General features: G+C 44.6%; 21 protein-coding genes and 1 tRNA gene. 17 read left to right on the top strand and 5 right to left on the bottom strand.

Annotated features, from left to right (window positions below; translation table 11 throughout):
- Positions 1-175: 175 nt before the first annotated feature.
- Positions 176-1,309, bottom strand: coding sequence for a flagellar assembly protein FlgT (locus F0231_RS16360; RefSeq protein ID WP_171760775.1), 1,134 nt, complete (start codon positions 1,307-1,309; stop codon positions 176-178).
- A 163-nt stretch (positions 1,310-1,472) separates the two neighbouring features.
- Here F0231_RS16360 and F0231_RS16355 point away from each other — a divergent pair, with 163 nt between their 5' ends.
- Both F0231_RS16355 and flgP read left to right on the top strand, forming a co-directional pair.
- Complete coding sequence (locus F0231_RS16355; protein ID WP_171760774.1) at positions 1,473-2,108, top strand: FlgO family outer membrane protein; 636 nt, start codon at positions 1,473-1,475, stop codon at positions 2,106-2,108.
- A gap of 8 nt (positions 2,109-2,116) precedes the next feature.
- A complete protein-coding gene (flgP, locus tag F0231_RS16350; protein ID WP_171760773.1) occupies positions 2,117-2,548 on the top strand; it encodes a flagellar assembly lipoprotein FlgP in 432 nt (143 codons plus the stop codon).
- Between the two features lie 76 nt (positions 2,549-2,624).
- Here flgP and F0231_RS16345 read toward each other — a convergent pair whose 3' ends face one another.
- From F0231_RS16345 to flgA, 3 genes are all read right to left on the bottom strand, one after another.
- Positions 2,625-3,050 carry a flagella synthesis protein FlgN gene (locus F0231_RS16345; protein WP_171760772.1) on the bottom strand — a complete coding sequence of 142 codons (426 nt, stop codon included), beginning with the start codon at positions 3,048-3,050 and terminating at the stop codon, positions 2,625-2,627.
- Between the two features lie 19 nt (positions 3,051-3,069).
- Positions 3,070-3,384 carry a flagellar biosynthesis anti-sigma factor FlgM gene (gene flgM, locus F0231_RS16340; protein WP_171760771.1) on the bottom strand — a complete coding sequence of 105 codons (315 nt, stop codon included), beginning with the start codon at positions 3,382-3,384 and terminating at the stop codon, positions 3,070-3,072.
- Between the two features lie 81 nt (positions 3,385-3,465).
- Positions 3,466-4,212, bottom strand: coding sequence for a flagellar basal body P-ring formation chaperone FlgA (flgA, locus tag F0231_RS16335; protein ID WP_171760770.1), 747 nt, complete (start codon positions 4,210-4,212; stop codon positions 3,466-3,468).
- A gap of 76 nt (positions 4,213-4,288) precedes the next feature.
- Here flgA and F0231_RS16330 point away from each other — a divergent pair, with 76 nt between their 5' ends.
- The 15 genes from F0231_RS16330 to F0231_RS16260 all read left to right on the top strand — a co-directional run bounded on the left by F0231_RS16330 (position 4,289) and on the right by F0231_RS16260 (position 20,384).
- On the top strand, positions 4,289-5,215 hold the full coding sequence (locus F0231_RS16330; protein ID WP_171760769.1) for a chemotaxis protein CheV: 927 nt from the start codon (positions 4,289-4,291) through the stop codon (positions 5,213-5,215).
- 11 nt (positions 5,216-5,226) lie between these two features.
- Positions 5,227-6,054, top strand: a complete 828-nt coding sequence (locus F0231_RS16325) for a protein-glutamate O-methyltransferase (RefSeq protein ID WP_171760768.1) — start codon at positions 5,227-5,229, stop codon at positions 6,052-6,054.
- Between the two features lie 330 nt (positions 6,055-6,384).
- Positions 6,385-6,780 carry a flagellar basal body rod protein FlgB gene (gene flgB, locus F0231_RS16320; RefSeq protein WP_171760767.1) on the top strand — a complete coding sequence of 132 codons (396 nt, stop codon included), beginning with the start codon at positions 6,385-6,387 and terminating at the stop codon, positions 6,778-6,780.
- Positions 6,781-6,784: 4 nt separating this feature from the next.
- Positions 6,785-7,201: a flagellar basal body rod protein FlgC gene (gene flgC / locus F0231_RS16315; RefSeq protein WP_171760766.1), complete on the top strand. Its 417-nt coding sequence runs from the start codon at positions 6,785-6,787 to the stop codon at positions 7,199-7,201.
- A gap of 17 nt (positions 7,202-7,218) precedes the next feature.
- Positions 7,219-7,932, top strand: a complete 714-nt coding sequence (flgD, locus tag F0231_RS16310) for a flagellar hook assembly protein FlgD (protein WP_171760765.1) — start codon at positions 7,219-7,221, stop codon at positions 7,930-7,932.
- 43 nt (positions 7,933-7,975) lie between these two features.
- Positions 7,976-9,280, top strand: a complete 1,305-nt coding sequence (gene flgE, locus F0231_RS16305; RefSeq protein WP_171760764.1) for a flagellar hook protein FlgE — start codon at positions 7,976-7,978, stop codon at positions 9,278-9,280.
- Positions 9,281-9,483: 203 nt separating this feature from the next.
- Positions 9,484-10,233, top strand: coding sequence for a flagellar basal body rod protein FlgF (locus F0231_RS16300; protein WP_171760763.1), 750 nt, complete (start codon positions 9,484-9,486; stop codon positions 10,231-10,233).
- Between the two features lie 19 nt (positions 10,234-10,252).
- Positions 10,253-11,041, top strand: coding sequence for a flagellar basal-body rod protein FlgG (flgG, locus tag F0231_RS16295; RefSeq protein WP_171760762.1), 789 nt, complete (start codon positions 10,253-10,255; stop codon positions 11,039-11,041).
- A 23-nt stretch (positions 11,042-11,064) separates the two neighbouring features.
- The gene (flgH, locus tag F0231_RS16290) at positions 11,065-11,847 is read left to right on the top strand and encodes a flagellar basal body L-ring protein FlgH (protein ID WP_171760833.1); all 783 of its coding nucleotides are present in this window, start codon (positions 11,065-11,067) and stop codon (positions 11,845-11,847) included.
- A 66-nt stretch (positions 11,848-11,913) separates the two neighbouring features.
- The gene (locus F0231_RS16285; RefSeq protein ID WP_171760761.1) at positions 11,914-13,005 is read left to right on the top strand and encodes a flagellar basal body P-ring protein FlgI; all 1,092 of its coding nucleotides are present in this window, start codon (positions 11,914-11,916) and stop codon (positions 13,003-13,005) included.
- Positions 13,006-13,016: 11 nt separating this feature from the next.
- Positions 13,017-13,931, top strand: coding sequence for a flagellar assembly peptidoglycan hydrolase FlgJ (flgJ, locus tag F0231_RS16280; protein WP_171760760.1), 915 nt, complete (start codon positions 13,017-13,019; stop codon positions 13,929-13,931).
- Between the two features lie 199 nt (positions 13,932-14,130).
- Positions 14,131-16,005 (top strand): flagellar hook-associated protein FlgK, encoded by a 1,875-nt coding sequence (gene flgK, locus F0231_RS16275; protein WP_171760759.1) that lies wholly within the window; start codon positions 14,131-14,133, stop codon positions 16,003-16,005.
- A 10-nt stretch (positions 16,006-16,015) separates the two neighbouring features.
- Positions 16,016-17,209 (top strand): flagellar hook-associated protein FlgL, encoded by a 1,194-nt coding sequence (flgL, locus tag F0231_RS16270; protein WP_171760758.1) that lies wholly within the window; start codon positions 16,016-16,018, stop codon positions 17,207-17,209.
- A gap of 367 nt (positions 17,210-17,576) precedes the next feature.
- The gene (locus F0231_RS16265; protein WP_171760757.1) at positions 17,577-18,722 is read left to right on the top strand and encodes a flagellin; all 1,146 of its coding nucleotides are present in this window, start codon (positions 17,577-17,579) and stop codon (positions 18,720-18,722) included.
- Positions 18,723-19,250: 528 nt separating this feature from the next.
- Complete coding sequence (locus F0231_RS16260; protein ID WP_171760756.1) at positions 19,251-20,384, top strand: flagellin; 1,134 nt, start codon at positions 19,251-19,253, stop codon at positions 20,382-20,384.
- Between the two features lie 205 nt (positions 20,385-20,589).
- Here F0231_RS16260 and F0231_RS16255 read toward each other — a convergent pair.
- A tRNA-Leu gene (locus tag F0231_RS16255) sits at positions 20,590-20,674 on the bottom strand.
- Positions 20,675-20,692 lie beyond the last annotated feature (18 nt).

Below are 20,692 nucleotides of genomic sequence, written 5' to 3'. Positions count from 1 at the left end.
AACTTTATTAATAACTATTCTAGATGAAACTGGGAAGATGGTGAAGATTCGTGTAAGAAAAGGGCTAAGTATTTCTCTACTTAGCCCTCAATTACAGCTGTTTTGTACTGAATTAGCGTTATGTCCCGCTCTAAATGAGATAGTGCGTTATGTCAGTGGCTTTAATATCTTCGAGTTAAAGCATTTTATGCATGACATCACCAATCTGAATACTTCCTGCAAGTTCTGGTTGGTCCACGGTGAGTTCAGCTTCACTTTCATAAACACGAGAAACGGTCAATGTGATATCGGTTTGTGTCACTTTGTTTCTAGGAAGTCCGCGTTGATCAATAAACGAGCCTGTATGCCACAGTTGTAACTGGTCACCTTGCTGCACGCCATGTAAGCGACCTAAGTCCATCGTGATGGTGTTACCCCACTTGGCCACTACCTCTGGCAAGGTGATTTTACAAGAGACCTCTGATTCCAAATCGAGCATGATGTTACGGCTGACACGAAGCATCATATCGCCGTATGTCGAAGCCCAAAATCGAGCACTTTTCGTATCGACTTGACTGGTTTTAGCAAATGGCCAGCTCGCTACCTCACGATAGTTTCTGTTGTAGACTTCGTTCCCGGTTTTGCCATCAAAAACTGTCATCTCGAGTGCAAACTGGCGGTTGATCACATCATCTTTGAGCAGTTTCTTATCGATGGTCGCGGTCAAATCGGTAATCACCCCACCAATAATGTACTGAGCGCCAGTGTCTTGAGCGATCATTTTTAAACGCTCTGGGTATCGTTTATTGATTTCAAAGTCTGTGGTACCTACAGAGATAAAATTGGCTGACTCTTGATCGAGTTGACGATTAATTACATTGGCAAAATCATCACCGACATTGTAAATCTGGCCCATTACTGCTTGTTGCGGTGACGCTAGGTCAATGTTTCCGACTAGAAATGTCTTCTTATATTGTTCTACGTGGCAACCCGTTGCCGATGGGTAAATATCAATACGAGCACGAACAAACATGACGTTACTTCGCGTTCTCTCTTCTTCCACCAAGATGTAACGAACTTCGCTGCCAGTGAATTGGTACTCTTTCCTGCCTGCTTCTAAAAGCGGTCGTAGATTCGCGATACTGCCGATGTCCGCACCCGAGAAACTGACGGCTTTATATAAGGCATCTTCCAGTGCATGAATGCGAGCGACTTCCTCGGACGAAACCACGGTGGCAGTTCCTGTCACTTCATACCATCCCGCAAAGACGCTTGATGAAAACAAGCTAATGTAAATGGTTGTAAAAAGGATCAGAAGTGATTTTTTCATGTTTGATTACCAAGTTGGTTCATTTTTTGCTTAATAAATCTTAGCTGATTTAGGCATTGCCTTTCTAAATAGTTGCATAGATAGAAAAGCAAGGAATGTTCCACTTTTAGATATCAGCTAAAAGAATGAGCATTAACGCCTTAATGTATCGGAGATTGAGAGAATGAAAAAATGGTTATCGCTAGTACCAGTGGTGTTTTTGACCGCTTGTGCGTATGCGCCAATATATAACGGTAAAGAACCTTACCCAGGTTCACAGTTCATGTTAATGGATAGCCCGCGTCATACTCTTGACTTTTTTGTCGAGAGCATGACAGAAGATCTAATGATATCGAACACGAGTGTGTCGGCAAGAACGCCGATCGCGGTGACGTCTTTTGTTGATCTGCAAAATATGGATGCGACAAACTGGCTAGGTAATTCTGTATCTGAAGGATTTATTCACCAGTTTCAACGTCGTGGCTTTAGAGTGGTGGATTTTAAAACCACTGGCTCTATCCAAGTGACTCACCAAGGTGACTTCGCCTTTAGCCGAGACTGGAAAGATCTTGCACAAGAGCAAGACATTCAATATGTCTTAACAGGTACTATGCTTCGTCAAGAAGGTGGTGTGCTTGTGAATGCTCGAGTGGTAGGGATGCAGTCACGCATTGTTGTTGCGACAGCGCAAGGTTTCTTACCTGCGGATCGTATTGGTCGTGATCTTGATACGCTGAATAGTATTCGAACTCAAGACGGGGTACTTATTCGTTCTGACCCAACGATCACACAGCCATACACTGTGATACTGCGCCCGTAGGAGACACGATGAAAAAAGTATTATTCCTTGTCGTCGCGTTCATGATGGTCGGTTGTCAACCGCTACAAAATATGCGACCTGATGATTGGTTGACGGCTGTCGGCTATGCAAGTATCAGCGAGCAGAAAGGGCGCAATGAAGATGAAAAGCAGGTTCGCGCTATGCGTGCCTCGAAGATCGATGCTTACCGAGAATTGGCGGAACAAGTTTATGGCATGCGAGTGAGTGGACGTGCTGATCTTCAAGATCAACGCCTAGGTACAGAGCGTACTTCGGGTGCTGTTGACGGTGTAATTCGAGGTGCTGAAGTGGTCCGTAGTTACAAAGTTGGAGATAGCTATGTAACAGAGCTTCGTCTTGATATTCAGAAAATGGATAAGCTGCGTGACTATGGTGAAGTCCAGCAAGTACCAGAGAAGAGGCAGCAAACCCTTTTCTAACTTTTCTTCTATCTCCCGATACTAAAAAAGCGGCAATCATTGCCGCTTTTTTTATCTGTGAACTCTTGTGTCTCTATTAAGCTTTAATATTGGTTCCTAGCGTTGTGACATTTTTCGTTTGCCCTTCCGCTGTATAGGTCATCCCTAACTTACCCTGAGATTGCTTCATCAGGTTGTTGAGTTTGTTAAAGCTTAACTGAGCTCGCTGCAGTGCTTGTCCATTAACCTCATTGGCTTGCTGACACTGTCCAACCAGCAATCGAACTTGTTCAACCAGAGGGCTCAACTCTGGATCCGACGTTAAAGTTTCTACGTCTGGGTGGCGACGAAGGCGATCATCAGTGGATTGAAGCTGTTCAATTAATGTGATTTTCTGCTTGGCGAGTTGTTCGATCTCTTTGGAGTTTCGCTGGGTAATGGCATGCTTTTCTTGCTCAAGAACATCGGTTAGCTCTTGTGCATTCTTTAATTGAAATTCAACTAAACCTAGTAGTGCTGCCATTATAATAAGCCCCGGCTATCTACATGCCACCAAGTTCTTTCTCGAACTTCATCATATTGTCAGCTAGCTTTTCAGGATCGACGGTGTAAGAGCCGTTAGCAATCGCTTCTTTGATAGCCGCCACTTTCGCTTGATCGAAACTTGGTTGACTCACCATCTGATTATGCATTTCACCCATAGCCTTACCTTGAGAGCTGAGCGATACAGCATCTTGAGCAACACTGGACTTCTTTGCTGAATCAGAACCGCTGGTAGTGGTATTTTCATTACGTACTGAGCTTCTCGTAGAGGTCGAGAGAGTTTGCCCCGAGCGTATGTTATCAATGCCTGCCATAGTTGAGCCTTTTTTAGAAATAGAACTAGTACTGTCAATATCGACATAGACTGTAAGAACTTTAGCTTTTTTTTAAAATCGCTAGAAGATCACAGTGACTTCCGATATTCCAGATACTCGTCCTTCAATTATACGGTTGGATTTACTATTTTTCACTCTTATCTGCTCACCATGTGAACCATCTGTAAGAGCGACCCCTTTTGTAGTGATGATCATACCTGACTTGACGGCTTTGATCGTCACTGTTTCATTACGGCATACGACGCAAATATCTCTATCTTCGACAATTTCTCCGACACGTAGATTCTTTTTCGCCTTTGCTCCGACCACCGCCTCTATTGAGGAAAACCCTTGCCGCCTAAAGCGTTGGAGATCTACCATACTAATAGTAACGTCACTCGGAGAGATGATTTGCCCTCTTGAAAGCGGGACAGTCAGGGTTACTTGTGGACCTGTTCGGACTAGTCGTACAGGAACATACACTCGCCAATTGTCTTCTAGGCACTCAACCAGCACCGTTATGTTACTTGCGCTGGCGTTGGTCGAAGATGAAGATGCACTCAGCGGCACAGGGCAGTCTGTCGCAAAGATTCGGCTATCGATATTGGCTGCTTTGGCCTCCAATGTGCCGCCGACCGGCCACTCTATGGTCGTAGTTATATATTCTTCGGCTGTGAGCTGGATCTGCTGTATTTGACTTTCTGATGCCGAAAGTGCTGAAAAACTAAAGAAAAAGAATAAAAAGCCGATAGACTTACGAAAGTTTTTATAGAAAGCTCTACAATTAGTTATGGAAAATGAGCACAATGATGCTTTAGAATATATCATTCTGTTTCTCTGGTTTTTCATGGCCTAAAGTAGATTACCATGTTTTTAACATGAAGTTTGAGATGGAGATGAGCTTATGACGGGTATTCTTGATTCAGTGAATCAGCGTACGCAACTCGTCGGTCAAAACCGATTAGAACTCTTAACCTTTCGCCTGATGGGGCGTCAGCGTTATGGGATTAACGTATTTAAAGTAAAAGAGGTTCTTCAGTGTCCTAAGCTTACTTCGATGCCAAACTTACACCCATTAGTAAAAGGTGTCGCTCATATCCGAGGCCATACAGTTTCGGTTATTGATTTAAGTTTAGCTATTGGTGGCCGCCCAACCACTGATGTTGAAAAAGCTTTTGTTGTTATTGCTGAATTTAACCGCACAATCCAAGCGTTCTTGGTGACTTCAGTTGAACGAATCATTAATATGCACTGGGAAGCAATCCTACCGCCACCAGACGGTGCTGGTAAGGCTAACTACCTGACAGCTGTGACAAATATCGACAACGAATTGGTTGAAATTCTCGACGTAGAGAAGATTCTCGCTGAGATTGCACCAGTTGATGAAACCATGGACTCTTCCATTAGTGAAGAGATTGCTCAGGTAGAATCTGAGAAAGAAATTGTACGTCGAATTCTGATTGCCGATGATTCAACGGTGGCACGTAAACAGGTAGAGCGTGCGATTACGTCGCTCGGCTTTGAAGTCGTTGCAGTGAAAGACGGTAAAGAAGCTTACGATAAACTGGTTGAAATGGCGGCGACTGGCAGTATTTACGAGCAAATATCTTTGGTTATTTCCGATATTGAAATGCCTGAGATGGATGGCTACACACTGACAGCAGAAGTGAGACGCCACCCTGATTTGAAAGATTTGTACGTTATTCTCCACTCATCATTGAGTGGTGTATTTAACCAAGCAATGGTTGAGCGTGTTGGTGCAAACTCTTTCATCGCCAAATTTAACCCGGACGAACTGGGTAATGCAGTGAAATCGGCACTTACTAAATAAAAGAGAAGTTAATGACAGCAATAACTATAAGCGATCAAGAGTATCGTGATTTCAGCCGTTTTTTAGAGTCACAGTGTGGAATCGTTCTTGGTGATAGCAAGCAGTATCTTGTTAGAAGCCGTTTGAGCCCACTTGTCACCAAATTTAAGCTGGCGTCTCTTTCTGATCTATTAAGAGATGTAGTTACCGGACGTAACCGAGAGCTAAGAGTTGCTGCTGTAGATGCAATGACGACCAATGAAACCCTTTGGTTCCGCGATACTTATCCGTTTGAAGTCCTTGCGAATAAACTGCTTCCAGAAGCTGCTGCAAATAAGCGCCCAATTAAGATTTGGTCAGCGGCGAGCTCTTCAGGTCAAGAACCATACTCAATGGCAATGACTGTATTGGAGCAGCAACAACGCAAACCAGGAATGCTACCGAGTGTTTCTATTACGGCAACGGATATTTCAGCAAGCATGCTCGATATGTGTCGTGCTGGTGTATATGACAACCTTGCTTTAGGTAGAGGTCTATCTCCAGAACGTCGTCGAAATTTCTTCGAAGATGCGGGTGATGGCCGTATGAAAGTTAAAGACAATGTGAAACGTCTTGTAAACTTCCGTCCACAAAACTTGATGGACAGCTATGCACTGTTGGGTAAATTCGACATCATCTTCTGTCGAAATGTATTGATTTATTTCTCTCCAGACATGAAATCAAAAGTACTTAATCAGATGGCAAACAGCCTTAACCCGGGTGGTTATCTGCTATTGGGCGCGTCAGAGTCTTTAACTGGATTGACTGACCGTTTTGAAATGGTGCGCTGTAATCCAGGTATCATTTACAAGCTCAAGTAATTACTTTTCTTTGCTTATATAGCCCAGCGTATTGCGCTGGGCTTTTTCGTTTCTGCAATTAAGAAAAATGGTGCGTATTTAATCCTTTCTCTATCTTTGTTTGCCACTGTTACCTCGGTTTGGGGAATAAAATGGAGGAGGGGACGAGATAGCTTGTATACTTGGTATTGAGATATTCCAAAATCTTAATCTCCTAACCATGCTAACTGAACAGTTGGCGCAGTTATTGCTGTAGTAAACAGGAAAGCAAAATAAGCTCGATTTAAAAGTTGGTACGCTAATTGCTTTTATATTTAATAGTAACGGTCAGTTCTTTGAGTAGAGGTCAACATGGCTATTTCTTTTGACAACGCATTAGGTATCCACCAACACACGGTGGGGGTTCGTGAGCGCAATGCAGAGGTGATTTCCACCAACATTGCACAGTCGAATACGCCTGGTTACAAATCAAAAGGCATGGACTTCCAGAAAGCGTTGCAGGCGGCAACATCAGGGGCAAGCATTGGTCTTAGTCGCACTGATGGTCGGCACATCGCTGCCTCTACACAAGTGACAGGGGAAGTAATGTATCGTCTTCCAACACAACCTGACACAGGTGACGGCAACACAGTTGATGTCGATTTAGAGCGTAATCTTTTTATGCAAAACCAAATCAGACACCAAGCGTCACTTGACTTCTTAGGAAGTAAATTCAAGAACTTAACGAAAGCAATTAAAGGGGAATAATTAGATGAGCTTATTTAACGTCTTCAATGTAACTGGTTCTGCCATGAGCGCTGAATCTGTTCGTCTAAATACGACCTCAAGTAACCTAGCAAACGCGGATAGTGTCTCTAGCTCAGCGAAAGATACTTATAAAGCTCGCCATGCTGTGTTCGGTGCTGAGTTAAGTAAGGCAAAGTATGGCCGTGACCATACCGTGCCAGTGAAAGTCATGGGTATTGTTGAAAGCGATAAGCCGCTGAGTGCGGAGTACAACCCTGATCACCCACTTGCAAATGACGAAGGCTATATTTACAAGCCGAATGTCAATGTAATGGAAGAGATGGCTAACATGATTTCTGCTTCACGTTCATACCAGACGAACGTTCAAGTAGCAGATGCAAGCAAACAAATGCTGCTGCGTACGCTGCAGATGGGTCAATAAGGATAAGGAGGTAACATATGGCCGGAGGCATTAATAATAATGTTGGTCAAAGTGGCTTGTCCTATATCGACCAGCTTAAACAGCTTCAGGACAAAAATAAGCCGAACGAGACAACAGGTAAGCAGGATCTTAAACAAGAAGACTTCTTATCATTGCTCACTAAGCAACTTGCCCAACAAGACCCGTTTAAGCCGGTTAGTAATGACCAGATGATTGCGCAAATGGCGTCTTTCGCAACCGTAGACGGCATCGGCAAAATGAACAATCAGTTTGAAACACTGAATGCGTCGATGACTTCAAATCAGGCACTACAGGCATCTTCCCTTGTTGGACGTGATGTTTTGGTACCAGGTGCTGCGGGCGTGAAAAATGATGACGGCGGTATGGCTGCCATGATGAAACTTCCTCAAGCTGTCGACAACGTGATGGTTCGAATTGAAGATTCAATGGGGCAGTTAGTTCGCACCTTCGAAGTAGGTTCAAAACCTGGCGGTGATAACCGTGTCGAATGGGACGGCAAAGATCAAAACGGTAATCCATTGCCGGCTGGTAAATACAATGTGAGAGCATCGGGTTTACTAGACGGGGAGGCGAAAGAGTTTGAAGTTTCGACTTATGCAAACGTCAACAGCGTTCTCCTTGGTAAGGGTGATGGTAACGTACTACTCAATCTGGCTGGCTTCGAGTCGCCAGTTCGACTTGCTGAAGTACTAGAAGTTGGTAAGGCGTAACTCTTCTCAAAGAGAGTATGCTAGCTAGATAGGAGATTTTGGAATGTCATATGTTGCACTAAGCGGATTATCCGCAGCTCAATTAGACTTAAATACAACCAGTAACAACATTGCTAACGCAAACACATATGGCTTTAAAGAGTCGCGTGCAGAGTTTGGTGATGTGTACTCTAACTCACTGTTCACACACGCTAAAACGACACCTGGTCAAGGTGTACAAGCGCAACAAGTGGCTCAACAATTCCATGAAGGTTCAAGTGTTTATACTAATAACCCAATGGACTTGCGTATCGGTGGCACGGGTTTCTTCGCGGTAGCAAAAGACCGCTTAGCGCCAACGTCAAACGAACTGACACGTAATGGTGCGTTTCACTTGAACAAAGACAACTATATGGTAACAGCCAGTGATGAATACCTACTTGGCTATCAGATAGATAAAGGAACAGGTGATGTTCTGTCTTACGAGCCAGCGCCCCTTAATATTCCAAAAGAGTTCGGTAAACCTAAGCAAACAGCAAACATCGAAGTGGGTGTGAACCTGCCGGCGGGTGGTGAGCTGAAAGATCCTGCGTTATTTGATTACTCAGATCCTGAAACGTACAACCGTTCGACCTCTTCAACGATTTATGACTCGATGGGTCAATCGTACAAGCTAACGACATACTACCTAAAAGATCAAACTCAGCCGAACACTTGGCAGACATACTACACGGTGACTGACAGTGCGGGTGAAAAGCCGTTAAACATCACTGGTGGTGACGCAACCACGCCTACAGGCCACGTTGGTCACACAATGAAGTTTAACAATGATGGTACATTGGCAAGCTTAAACAATGGTCAAAACATCGTATCCGATCCTTTAGGTGCAGGCGCTAACCCAATTGACCTAAATGGTGCTGATATTAACCAGACGCTTTCGTTCGGTCTTAGTGACGCGACTCAGTTTGCCGCTCCATTTGAATTGACTAAGTTTGATGAAGACGGCGCGACAACGGGTTTCTTGACTAAAGTTGATATCGACGAAAATGGTAGTGTGTTAGGTACTTACTCTAACGGTGAGAACATTACTCTTGGTCGTGTCGCTCTAGTTCGAGTTGCCAATGAGCAAGGCCTTGATAAGAAAGGTGGTACTCAGTGGGATTCAACACAAGCTTCTGGTGATAAAGTTTGGGGTGAATCGAACAAAGGTTCATTTGGTACAATTAGTAGTGGTACCCTTGAGCAATCTAACATTGATATGACTCAAGAGCTGGTTGACCTTATTTCGGCTCAACGTAACTTCCAAGCGAACTCTCGCTCTCTAGAAGTACATAACCAAACGCAACAAAACATTCTGCAAATCCGTTAATCTTGATCGGCTATTTCGCAACAATCTGTATAGCAAGCTGGTGGCAATGATCAGCTTGCTATTGTTGCCGCTACTGCCTCTTTCTTCAGATATCTTTCCGAATACCTTGCCTCTTTGCCTCTAATTTGTTGATTAATAACACTTAAAAAACTTGGCATGTCTATTGCTTTAATTGATCTGAATTGTGATTATTGGAGCAAATTATGGATCGTGCACTGTTTCTAGCGATGAGCGGCGCAAAGCAAAATATGCAGGCTTTGCAGCTTAGAGCAAACAACTTAGCGAACGTCAGTACCACGGGTTTCCGTGCTGATTTGGCGCAAGCTCGTTCAATGCAAGCTTACGGCGATGGCTTACCAACGCGTGTATTTAGCATGACAGAGCGTCCAGGACATAATTTCCAACAAGGCAGTGTGATTACTACAGGCCGTGACTTAGATGTAACCATTCAAGGTGAAGGTTGGATCTCTGTATTGGATCAAACAGGTCAAGAAGGCCTGACCCGAAACGGTAATTTTAAAGTGGATGCCAATGGTTTGCTGACGAATGGCTCAGGCCACCTTGTGTTAGGTGAAACAAACGCTCCAATCACGCTCCCTATTCCAGTCAGTAAGATCGAAATTGGCAACGACGGCACAATCTCTGTGCTTCCGCAAGGCGCTCCTGCGGATGCAATGGAAGTCGTTGACCGTATCAAACTGACGCGCACCAACAACCAATCACTATTCAAAGACATTAACGGTTTATTCCGTGCAAAAGATCCTAATGCGGCATACGAAGCTGATGCCGATGTAAAACTGCTCACAGGCGCAATTGAAGGTAGTAACGTCAATGCTATCGGCGAAATGACCAGCCTAATCGACTTGCAACGTCAATTTGAAATGCAAGTGAAGATGATGAGCACGGCAGAAGAGATGGACAAAACGTCTGATTCTCTGCTTCGTATGAGCTAATAGAATTTAGGAGAAGGTTATGCATCCGGCACTATGGGTAAGTAAAACGGGCTTAGACGCCCAGCAAACCAATATTTCAACGATTTCAAACAACTTGGCCAACGCCTCAACCGTAGGCTACAAAAAAAGCCGAGCTGTTTTCGAAGATTTGTTCTACCAAAATATTAATCAACCAGGTGGTCAATCTTCACAAAACACCGAACTTCCTAGTGGTCTGATGCTTGGTGCTGGTTCAAAGGTTGTCGCTACGCAGAAGGTTCACAGTCAGGGTAATACCCAAACGACGAACAACAGCCTAGATATGATGATCGAAGGCGATGGCTTTTTCCAGATTTTGATGCCAGATGGAAACATTGGCTACTCACGCAATGGCCAATTTACGGTTAATGATGTAGGTACGATTGTAACGTCGGGTGCGGGCTACCCACTTGAGCCAGAAATTGTCATCCCAGAAGATGCACAAAGCATCACCATTGGTACGGATGGTGAAGTTTCAGTTCGAATCCGCGGTGAGCAGAACAACGTTGTGGTTGGCCAGATCAATACGGTTGATTTCGTTAACCCGGGTGGTCTAGAACCGATTGGTCAAAACCTTTACATGTCAACAGGCGCAAGTGGTGATCCACAAGAAGGTGTTCCTGGTTTTGATGGTTTCGGTGATATTCGTCAATCGATGCTTGAAACCTCAAACGTTAATGTCACTGAAGAGCTTGTTAATATGATTGAAGCTCAGCGTGTGTATGAAATGAATTCAAAAGTCATCTCAGCTGTCGACAAGATGATGAGCTTCGTTAACCAACAGCTTTAACCTAGCTGAGTGAGGATAAAATGATGAATCGATTACTAGCTGCCTTGATTGGTCTATCAGCATTATCAGGTTGTACGATGCTTCAACCACCGATTGAAACACCGGATGTAGTACAAGGTACGACAACTGTTGATGCCGTTGAAGGTGATAAATCTTCAGATGACGAGTCAGGTATTATTGATACGCTGCGTGGCAGAAATGATCCGGTATCAGGTGATCCTGCTTGGGCACCGATTCATCCAATGCACAAACCAGAGCATTATGCTGCCGAGACAGGATCATTGTTTAGTACGACTCGTGCATCAAGCCTATACGATGACTACAAGCCGCGTGGTATCGGTGACATAATCACAGTGACGCTTGATGAGAACACCAAGGCGGCAAAAAGCGCTAATGCGGATCTGTCGAAGCGTAATGATTCGTCTATGGAACCGCTATCGGTTGGTGGTCAGCAGCTCAATCTTGGTGATTACAACTTCTCTTATGACTTGAACAGCAATAACACGTTTGCTGGGGATGCGAGTGCGAATCAAAGTAACAGTATTTCTGGCTCGATTACTGTGGAAGTGATTGAGGTGCTCGCTAACGGCAACCTCGTGATTCGAGGTGAGAAGTGGTTAACCTTGAATACCGGCGATGAGTATATTCGTCTAAGCGGTACAATTCGCCCTGACGATATCGACTATGAGAATACTATTGCGTCAAATCGCATCTCTAACGCAAGAATTCAATACTCTGGTACGGGTTCTCAGCAAGATATGCAAGAGCCTGGATTCTTGGCACGATTCTTTAATGTCTCTCTCTAAATCCAGCTGATGCCGCTTTTTTGGCACACTATTGAGCTGGCACTGTGTTAGAGCAAGGGTATGGTTATGAAAAAGTGGTTTCTCCTTCTTACAAGTCTGCTGTTTGTTGCAACTCATGCGCAAGCAGCACGCATCAAAGACGTTTCTCAGGTCGCAGGTGTACGTAGCAACCAATTGGTTGGTTATGGTCTTGTAACAGGCCTTCCAGGTACTGGCGAGTCTACACCTTTTACCGATCAAAGCTTTAATGCAATGCTGCAAAACTTCGGTATCCAAATGCCGCCAGGCACAAAACCGAAAACCAAAAATGTCGCTGCAGTTATCGTTACTGCCGAATTACCTGCCTTCTCTAAACAGGGCCAAACCATTGATGTCACGGTCTCTTCGATTGGTTCCGCTAAAAGCCTACGTGGCGGTACATTGATGCAGACCATGCTTAAAGGTCTGGATGGGCAAATCTATGCCGTTGCACAAGGCAACCTAGTGGTGAGTGGTTTTAGTGCGACAGGGGCCGATGGCTCTAAAATCGTTGGTAATAACCCGACAGCAGGCATGATTTCGAATGGTGCGATGGTCGAGCGTGAGATTCCAACTCCGTTTAGTCGTGGCGACTACATTACTTTCAACTTACTTGAATCAGATTTCACGACTGCTCAACGCATGGCGGATGCGGTAAATAATTTCCTTGGTCCACAGATGGCATCGGCAGTTGATGCCACTTCGGTCAAAGTACGCGCACCGCGTGATGTTACTCAACGAGTGGCTTTCCTATCTGCGATTGAAAACATTGAGTTTAATCCAGCAGAAGGGAGCGCAAAGATCATTGTTAACTCTCGCACTGGTACGATTGTCGTGGGTAAACATGTTCGCTTGAAACCAGCTGCCGTGACCCATGGTGGTATGACGGTTGCGATTAAAGAGAATCTAAACGTATCTCAGCCAAATGCCTTTGGTGGCGGTGAGACAGTGGTTGTTCCTGACACTGATATCGAAGTCACGGAAGAGCAAGGCAAAATGTTTAAATTCGAGCCGGGTTTAACATTGGATGATTTAGTACGTGCGGTTAACGAAGTCGGCGCTGCACCTTCCGATCTGATGGCGATTCTTCAAGCACTGAAACAAGCCGGTGCGATTGAAGGCCAGCTGATTGTTATCTAAAGGAGTCGGGCATGATCAATAACGGTAATGACATCGGTTTTATTCACGATATCGCGGGCTTAGATAAACTTCGTCAGCAAGCAGTAGAAGGTGACGAAGGCAGCGAAAAAGCGGCATTGACCGCAGCAGCAAAACAGTTCGAAGCGATTTTTACCTCGATGCTGTTTAAATCGATGCGTGATGCGAACTCTACGTTTGAATCAGGTTTGATGGATAGCCAGAATCAGCAGTTCTATCGTCAAATGATGGATGAGCAGATGTCGAGTGAGCTGAGTGCTTCAGGTTCTCTTGGACTTGCCGATATGATTGTCGCTCAGCTTAGTTCAGGCAGTGTTGAAAACCAAAACGCCAAAGCGAGTAATACGGATTTTGAATCGATGATGGAGAAAGTCGATCGTATCCGTCGCGACCGTGCTGAGAACCCTGCAATTACCCAAGCTCAAGAAGCCCCGACATCTCCAGCTCGTTTTGAATCACCAGAGTCCTTTGTTTCTTCAATGCAGCCATACGCAGAAAAAGCCGCAAGAGCGCTTGGTGTGGACTCTTCATTGCTGCTGGCACAGGCTGCGCTGGAAACCGGCTGGGGTCAGAAGGTGATTAACAACTCTCGTGGCAGCAGTAATAACCTGTTTAACATTAAGGCCGATAGAAGCTGGAGTGGTGATAAGGTTGCGACACAAACGTTAGAGTATCACCAAGGCGTTCCAGTCAAAGAGCAAGCTGCTTTCCGTTCTTACCAGAACTATGAAGATAGCTTTAATGATTACGTTCGATTCCTAAACGAAAACCCGCGTTACACTACTGCATTGCGACATGGTGGCAACAACGAAGCCTTTATTCATGGCATCCACAAAGCTGGGTACGCAACAGACCCTCAATATGCCGATAAGGTATTGAGAGTCAAAGCGAAAATCGATCAGATGTAGAAATAGGCTCACCTTCGGGTGAGTTTTTTGTTATGTGGAGGGGAATCAGCTCACTCTTCTAGAGATCCCCAACTCGCTCGTTCCTCACTCTTGAGGATGACATTACAAACACTCCAACTTTCCCAAATGGCACAGATATTGCTTTTAATAACTTAAATGTTCAGTTAACACTGATTTATATAGGTTTCTTGGGGGCAATATGGCGTCTGATCTTCTGAATCTTGGTTCGCAAAGCGTACTGACGGCTCAGAGACAACTTAACACCACAGGTCATAACATCTCTAATGCAAATACAGAGGGTTATAGCCGTCAGTCGGTGGTACAAGGCACAAATATGCCACGCCAATATGGTGGACAAACCTATGGCATGGGTGTGCATGTGGAAAAAGTTCGCCGCTCGTGGGATCAGTTTGCCGTTAACGAACTCAATGTGTCGACGACCAGCTATGCACATAAGTTAGACGATGAAGCTAATTTAGAAATGCTATCAAGTATGCTGTCTTCGGTCGCTTCCAAGAAAATCCCAGAAAATTTAAACGAATGGTTTGATGGTGTTAAGTCATTGGCTGATAGCCCGAATGATGTCGGTGCGCGTAAAGTCGTCCTAGAGAAGGCTGGTCTTATTACTCAAAACCTAAATGACTTCCACGAAACCATTCGCCGCCAATCAGACGTAACCAATAAAAAACTCGATCTTGGTGTTGAGCGCGTGAACCAGCTCGCGGTTGAGATCCGAGACTTACATCGCCTTATGATGCGAACGCCAGGTCCGCATAATGATCTGATGGATACCCATGAAAAGCTTGTAGCGGAGCTGTCGGAATACACCAAAGTGACGGTGACGCCTCGGAAAAACGCTGAAGGCTTCAATATTCATATTGGTAATGGCCACACCTTAGTGTCAGGTACTGAGGCAAGTGAGCTGAAAATGATAGATGGCTACCCTGATGTTCATCAACGCCGCTTAGCGATGATTGAAGGTAAGGGTATTAAAGCCATCACGACCAAAGATATTGACGGTAAGCTTGGGGCGATGCTCTCAATGCGTGACGAAAAAATTCCTCAGTTGATGGATGAGTTAGGCAGATTGGCAACCTCTTTCTCTTACGAAGTGAACAAGCTTCAATCTCAAGGTTTGGACTTACGTGGCAACATTGGTGGTTTGGTTTTTACCGATGTTAACTCCGACATTGTTGCGGAATCGAGAGTAGTCACTGCCTCTGACTCTACTGCAGACCTTGCGGTGTACATTGAAGATACAAGTCAACTCCAATCTGGAGAGTATTCTCTCCAATACAGCGGCGGAGATTACTATGTCACTCGCCCTTCAGGTGAGCAATTTGCCGTACCTGTTGTGGATAAAGCGATTAGCCTAGACGGTATCCGGATTGAAATTCGACAAGATCTCGCTTCGGGAGAACGTGTTCTTCTTCGTCCAACACGAAGTGGTGCTGCGCAAATGCGTATGGAAACTAACGATCCAAATTCGATTGCCGCACAAAGTTATGAGGCGTCGACTACGTTTGCTCAAGGCAGTGCGAAGTTCAATATTGCTCAGGCCGGCGCATTACGTGAATTTGAAGTCGTTATTTCTCCTGATGGGAAGCAGTTTGCCGTAACCGATACTAAGGGCAAAGTTCTTCTTCAGCCGCAAGATTACCCACCAACAGGGGCTGTCACGGTACAAGGAACGTCGTTTGAGCTAACTGGCGGAGCATTGCCGAACGATAAATTTACGGCAAACCTTGTCCCTTCCGAGGGTGACAACGGCAACTTGCTCAAGATGCAGAATATACAAACGAATAAAAAGCTGAATGATGGCGAGTCGACGGTTTTAGATATTTATCACAACCTAAATACCGATGTAGGCTTACAGATGTCGACAGCTTCAAGGCTAACGGATGTATCCCGCTTGGAGAAAGAATCTGCTCAAGAGCGCGTCGCGTCGATTTCGGGGGTAAACCTCGATGAAGAAGCAGCCAACATGATGAAGTTTCAACAGGCTTACATGGCCTCTTCACGCATCATGCAGGCAGCAAATGATACGTTTAATACCATCTTGGCACTTAGATAAGGAGGCATAAATGTTGAATCGAATTTCTAGCTTCCATAATTATCAATCGGTGCAAAACGACCTCCGTCGTTCGGAAGCGAAAGTACATCACAACCAAGCTCAATTGGCTTCTGGTAAGAAGTTAATGAAAGCAAGCGATGACCCTTTAGCGACACATTACATTCAAAACATTGGTCAGCAAAAAGAACAGCTACGCCAATTTACCGATGCGATAGTGTTAACGCGAAACCGCCTTGAGCACCATGAGGTGATCATCTCCAATGCGGAAGAGTTTACTGATGATGCTAAACGCACCGTAATGGAAATGATCAACGGTTCATTATCACCAGAAGACCGACTGGCTAAACGCAGAGAGATTCAAGAACTAGCGAATAACTTTCTCAACCTTGTCAATGTACAAGATGAGTCAGGTAACTACATCTTCGCTGGGACTAAGCCTAAGAACCAACCATTCTTCCGCGATAAAAGTGGTGAAGTGAGTTACTCGGGCGATGATTATCAGCGCAAAATGAAGATATCAAACAGCCTAGAGATGGCAATCAATGATCCGGGCAGCAAGCTGTTCATGGAGATCGATAACCCGTTTGGTAGCTTCGAACCTCAATACAATCTTAAAGATGCTTCTGAGCTTCTACTTGAGCGTGCGATCAACACTGACCCAGATGACACATCGACATACAAGGTGACGTTTGTTGATATGCCTGAAGGGAAATATGGTTATCAATTAGAGCGTGATGGTGCCGTGGTCAAAGCGGACAACTTTGATCCTGCTGAAGGGATCAAGTTTGAAGGCGTGACTATTCAGGTTAAAGGCCAGATCACCAAGGGTGATGAGATTACGCTTGAACCGAGAGAGACATATAGCGTGTTTGATACCTTCAAAGAGGCGATGGAACTTTCATCTGGGTCTGTATCAGATGCATCTAATACGGCAAAACTACACCAAATAACGGAAGAGTTTCACGCTGCGTTTATTCATTTGAATAAAGCGCGGACAGATGTTGGTGCTCGATTGAATACGTTGGATATTCAGGAAGAACAACATGATGACTTCAACATGACGTTAGCGAAGTCAAAAAGTAATTTTGAAGATTTGGACTATGCCGAGGCCATCATTGAGTTCAACGAGAATTCTCGAGCTTTGCAAGCCTCTCAACAGGCATTTGGTAAAACGAAAGATTTAACGCTATTTAACTACATCTAGTTCATTGCCTTATGTGCCATGCCATAAGTGCGAACAGAAGAGTTAGAAGCAATGCGATTAGCGGAATTATTTATTTGGCTGGTGGCAAAACAGGCGGCAAAGTGGTTGCCGCTACCGAGAAGTATTTTATAGAAGAGACAAGTTGAATTTCTATGAGTGATTTAACTTAATGATATTTAATACAAATAAAATTAATTAAATACTATTTCAAAGTTGGCACACAACTTGAATTAGTTAGTTCAGAGTTTAAACAACAAGTTTTAAATCGGATGTTTCCGGTTTAGCTACGCATTTACGGTCAGTGCTTCCAAATGAGACAAAGCTGGCCGCTTCGCAAGCAGTTGCGAACTCAATAGGAGAGCAAACTATGACCATAACTGTAAATACTAACGTGTCGGCAATGACCGCTCAGCGTTACTTAAACAAAGCAACCGGCGATTTAAATACGTCGATGGAGCGCTTATCATCAGGCCAAAAGATCAACAGCGCAAAAGATGATGCGGCAGGTCTGCAGATCTCGAACCGTCTAACTGCTCAGTCTCGTGGTCTTGATGTCGCAATGCGAAATGCGAACGATGGTATCTCGATTGCTCAAACTGCTGAAGGTGCGATGAATGAGTCGACCTCTATCCTGCAACGTATGCGTGACCTATCGCTACAGTCAGCGAACGGTACCAACTCAGCGTCTGAGCGCCAAGCGCTAGATGAAGAAGTATCAGCACTGCAAGATGAGCTTAACCGTATCGCTGAAACCACATCTTTTGGTGGTCGTAAGCTGCTTAACGGTTCATTCGGTGAGGCATCGTTCCAAATCGGTGCGAGTTCTGGTGAAGCAATCATCATGGGCTTAACCAGTGTTCGTGCGGACGATTTCCGTATGGGTGGTACAAGCTTTATCTCTGCACCAGAGAATGCAAAAGATAAAGATTGGGGTGTTCCACCTACCGCGAAAGATCTTAAGTTTGAATTCACCACAAAAGATGGTGAAGCCGTGACTCTTGATATTCTTGCTAAAGAAGGCGATGACATCGAAGAACTGGCAACTTACATCAATGGTCAGACTGACAAGCTTACTGCTTCTGTAGACCAAGATGGACGCCTACAAATCTTTGCTGCTGAGCCAAACCTAGAGGGTAACCTTAACATCTCAGGCGGTCTTGCGAGTGAATTAGGTTTAGCTGGTGGCCCAGGCGCGCAAACAACGGTACAGAACATCGACGTGAATACTGTTGGTGGTGCTCAGAACGCGGTAGGTATCATTGATGCAGCACTTAAATATGTTGACTCGCAGCGAGCTGACTTAGGTGCGAAACAAAACCGTTTGAGTCACAGCATCAATAACTTAGCGAATATTCAGGAAAACGTAGAGGCATCAAATAGCCGTATCCGTGATACTGACTTCGCGAAAGAAACGACAGCGATGACGAAATCACAAATTCTGCAACAAGCGGGTACTTCGATACTTGCTCAAGCAAAACAGTTGCCAAACTCTGCAATGTCACTATTGCAGTAGTAGTCAATATCTTCACTAGCGGTAACCTAGACGTAGGGTGAGTGAAGGCATGACGGCAAACATAAGTGATAAGGTAGTGGGACTCTCTCTCACTCCTGTCCCATAACTGAATCACTTATGTAAATAGTAACCAGGCAGCGATCATTTCTCTCGATCTCCAGCGGCATTGGTTACTTACTAGCCCCGGTTCTCTCAAAGGAAAAGGGGCTTTTTCTTTTCTAGTATTCCCCATTTCAACTCTCTAATGACTATGTGTTGGCATCATTACCATGCCGGTTTTTCTCGATCTTAGTTATCTTCGTACACCGACAAGTTTCGCCAAAACTTTAGCATCTAATTTCATATTTATTTGTTTGATCATATTTTCAAAGCCTTAGCTCTTTGTTGGCTAAAAAAAACACTTTTTGTATTAAAGTTGTTCGATTTGTCGTCGCTATAAAGGGTACTTTGAGAGAACTAATTGGTTTTCCGAGACGTCGGGAACCTTTCGGAAACTCCGACACTTGGGAAATCAATAGGAGAACCACTATGGCGGTTAATGTAAATACAAATGTTTCTGCAATGACAGCTCAGCGCTACCTAAATAGTGCAACGACAGCGCAGCAAACATCAATGGAAAGACTTTCATCGGGCTTTAAGATCAACAGCGCTAAAGATGATGCTGCGGGTCTACAAATCTCAAATAGATTAAATGTTCAAAGTCGTGGTTTAGATGTGGCGGTACGTAACGCGAATGATGGTATTTCGATGGCACAGACAGCAGAAGGTGCCATGAACGAAACGACCAACATCCTACAACGCATGCGTGACCTATCGCTACAATCGGCCAACGGTTCTAACTCAAAATCTGAGCGTGTGGCAATTCAAGAAGAGATCACTGCTTTAAATGATGAGCTAAACCGAATCGCGGAAACCACATCATTCGGTGGTAACAAACTACTTAATGGTACGTTCGCAACCAAATCATTCCAGATTGGTGCTGACAATGGTGAAGCGGTAATGCTGACCATGAATAATATGCGCAGCGACAATACCATGATGGGCGGTAATAGCTATGTGGCAGCAAATGGCCAAGATAAGAACTGGTCTGTGCAAGCTGGCGCTAACGATCTGACCATTGCGTTGACTGATAAGTTTGGTGAGGCTCAAAATATCACTATCACTGCAAAAGAGGGTGATGATATTGAGGAGTTAGCGACTTATATCAATGGTCAAACTGACCTTGTAAAAGCTTCTGTTGGTGAAGAGGGCACATTGCAGCTGTTTACCGATAATAATAAGGTAGATGGAGCGGCAACCTTCGGAGGCGCTCTAGCGGGTGAACTAAGCTTTGGTGCAGCTCAAGCGGTTACAGTTGATACTATAGACGTTACGTCGGTAGCTGGTGCTCAAGAGTCTGTCGCTATTGTGGATGCTGCATTGAAGTTTGTGGATAGCCACCGCGCCGAGCTTGGTGCATTCCAGAACCGATTCAACCATGCGATCAATAACCTTGAGAACATCAACGAGAACGTGAATGCGTCTAAGAGTCGCATCAAAGATACTGACTTTGCAAAAGAGACGACTGCATTGACTAAGTCTCAGATTCTTACTCAAGCATCAAGTTCTGTTCTTGCACAAGCAAAGCAAGCGCCCAACTCAGCGTTGGGGCTTTTAGGTTAAAGAGCTGATCTCTTTACATCAAATAAAGTCATGACTTAACGACAAAATCCAGCTTAGGCTGGATTTTTTGTATATGGTCGAAAGTTTAACAAGTGAGTTTGGAAGTATAAATTCCGATTATATTTGAGCTTTTAGACAAGAAGCAGTGTTCAAATTGGAAAGGCAGATAAAAGAAAACCCAGCTAAAAAGCTGGGTTTCTAATGATGGTGCGGAAGGAGAGACTTGAACTCTCACACCTTGCGGCGCCAGAACCTAAATCTGGTGCGTCTACCAATTCCGCCACTTCCGCATCAATTTTGTATTCATA

This window comes from Vibrio sp. RE86, from assembly GCF_013114545.1.
GTDB lineage: Bacteria > Pseudomonadota > Gammaproteobacteria > Enterobacterales > Vibrionaceae > Vibrio.
This window is presented reverse-complemented; position numbering and strand designations above follow the sequence as displayed.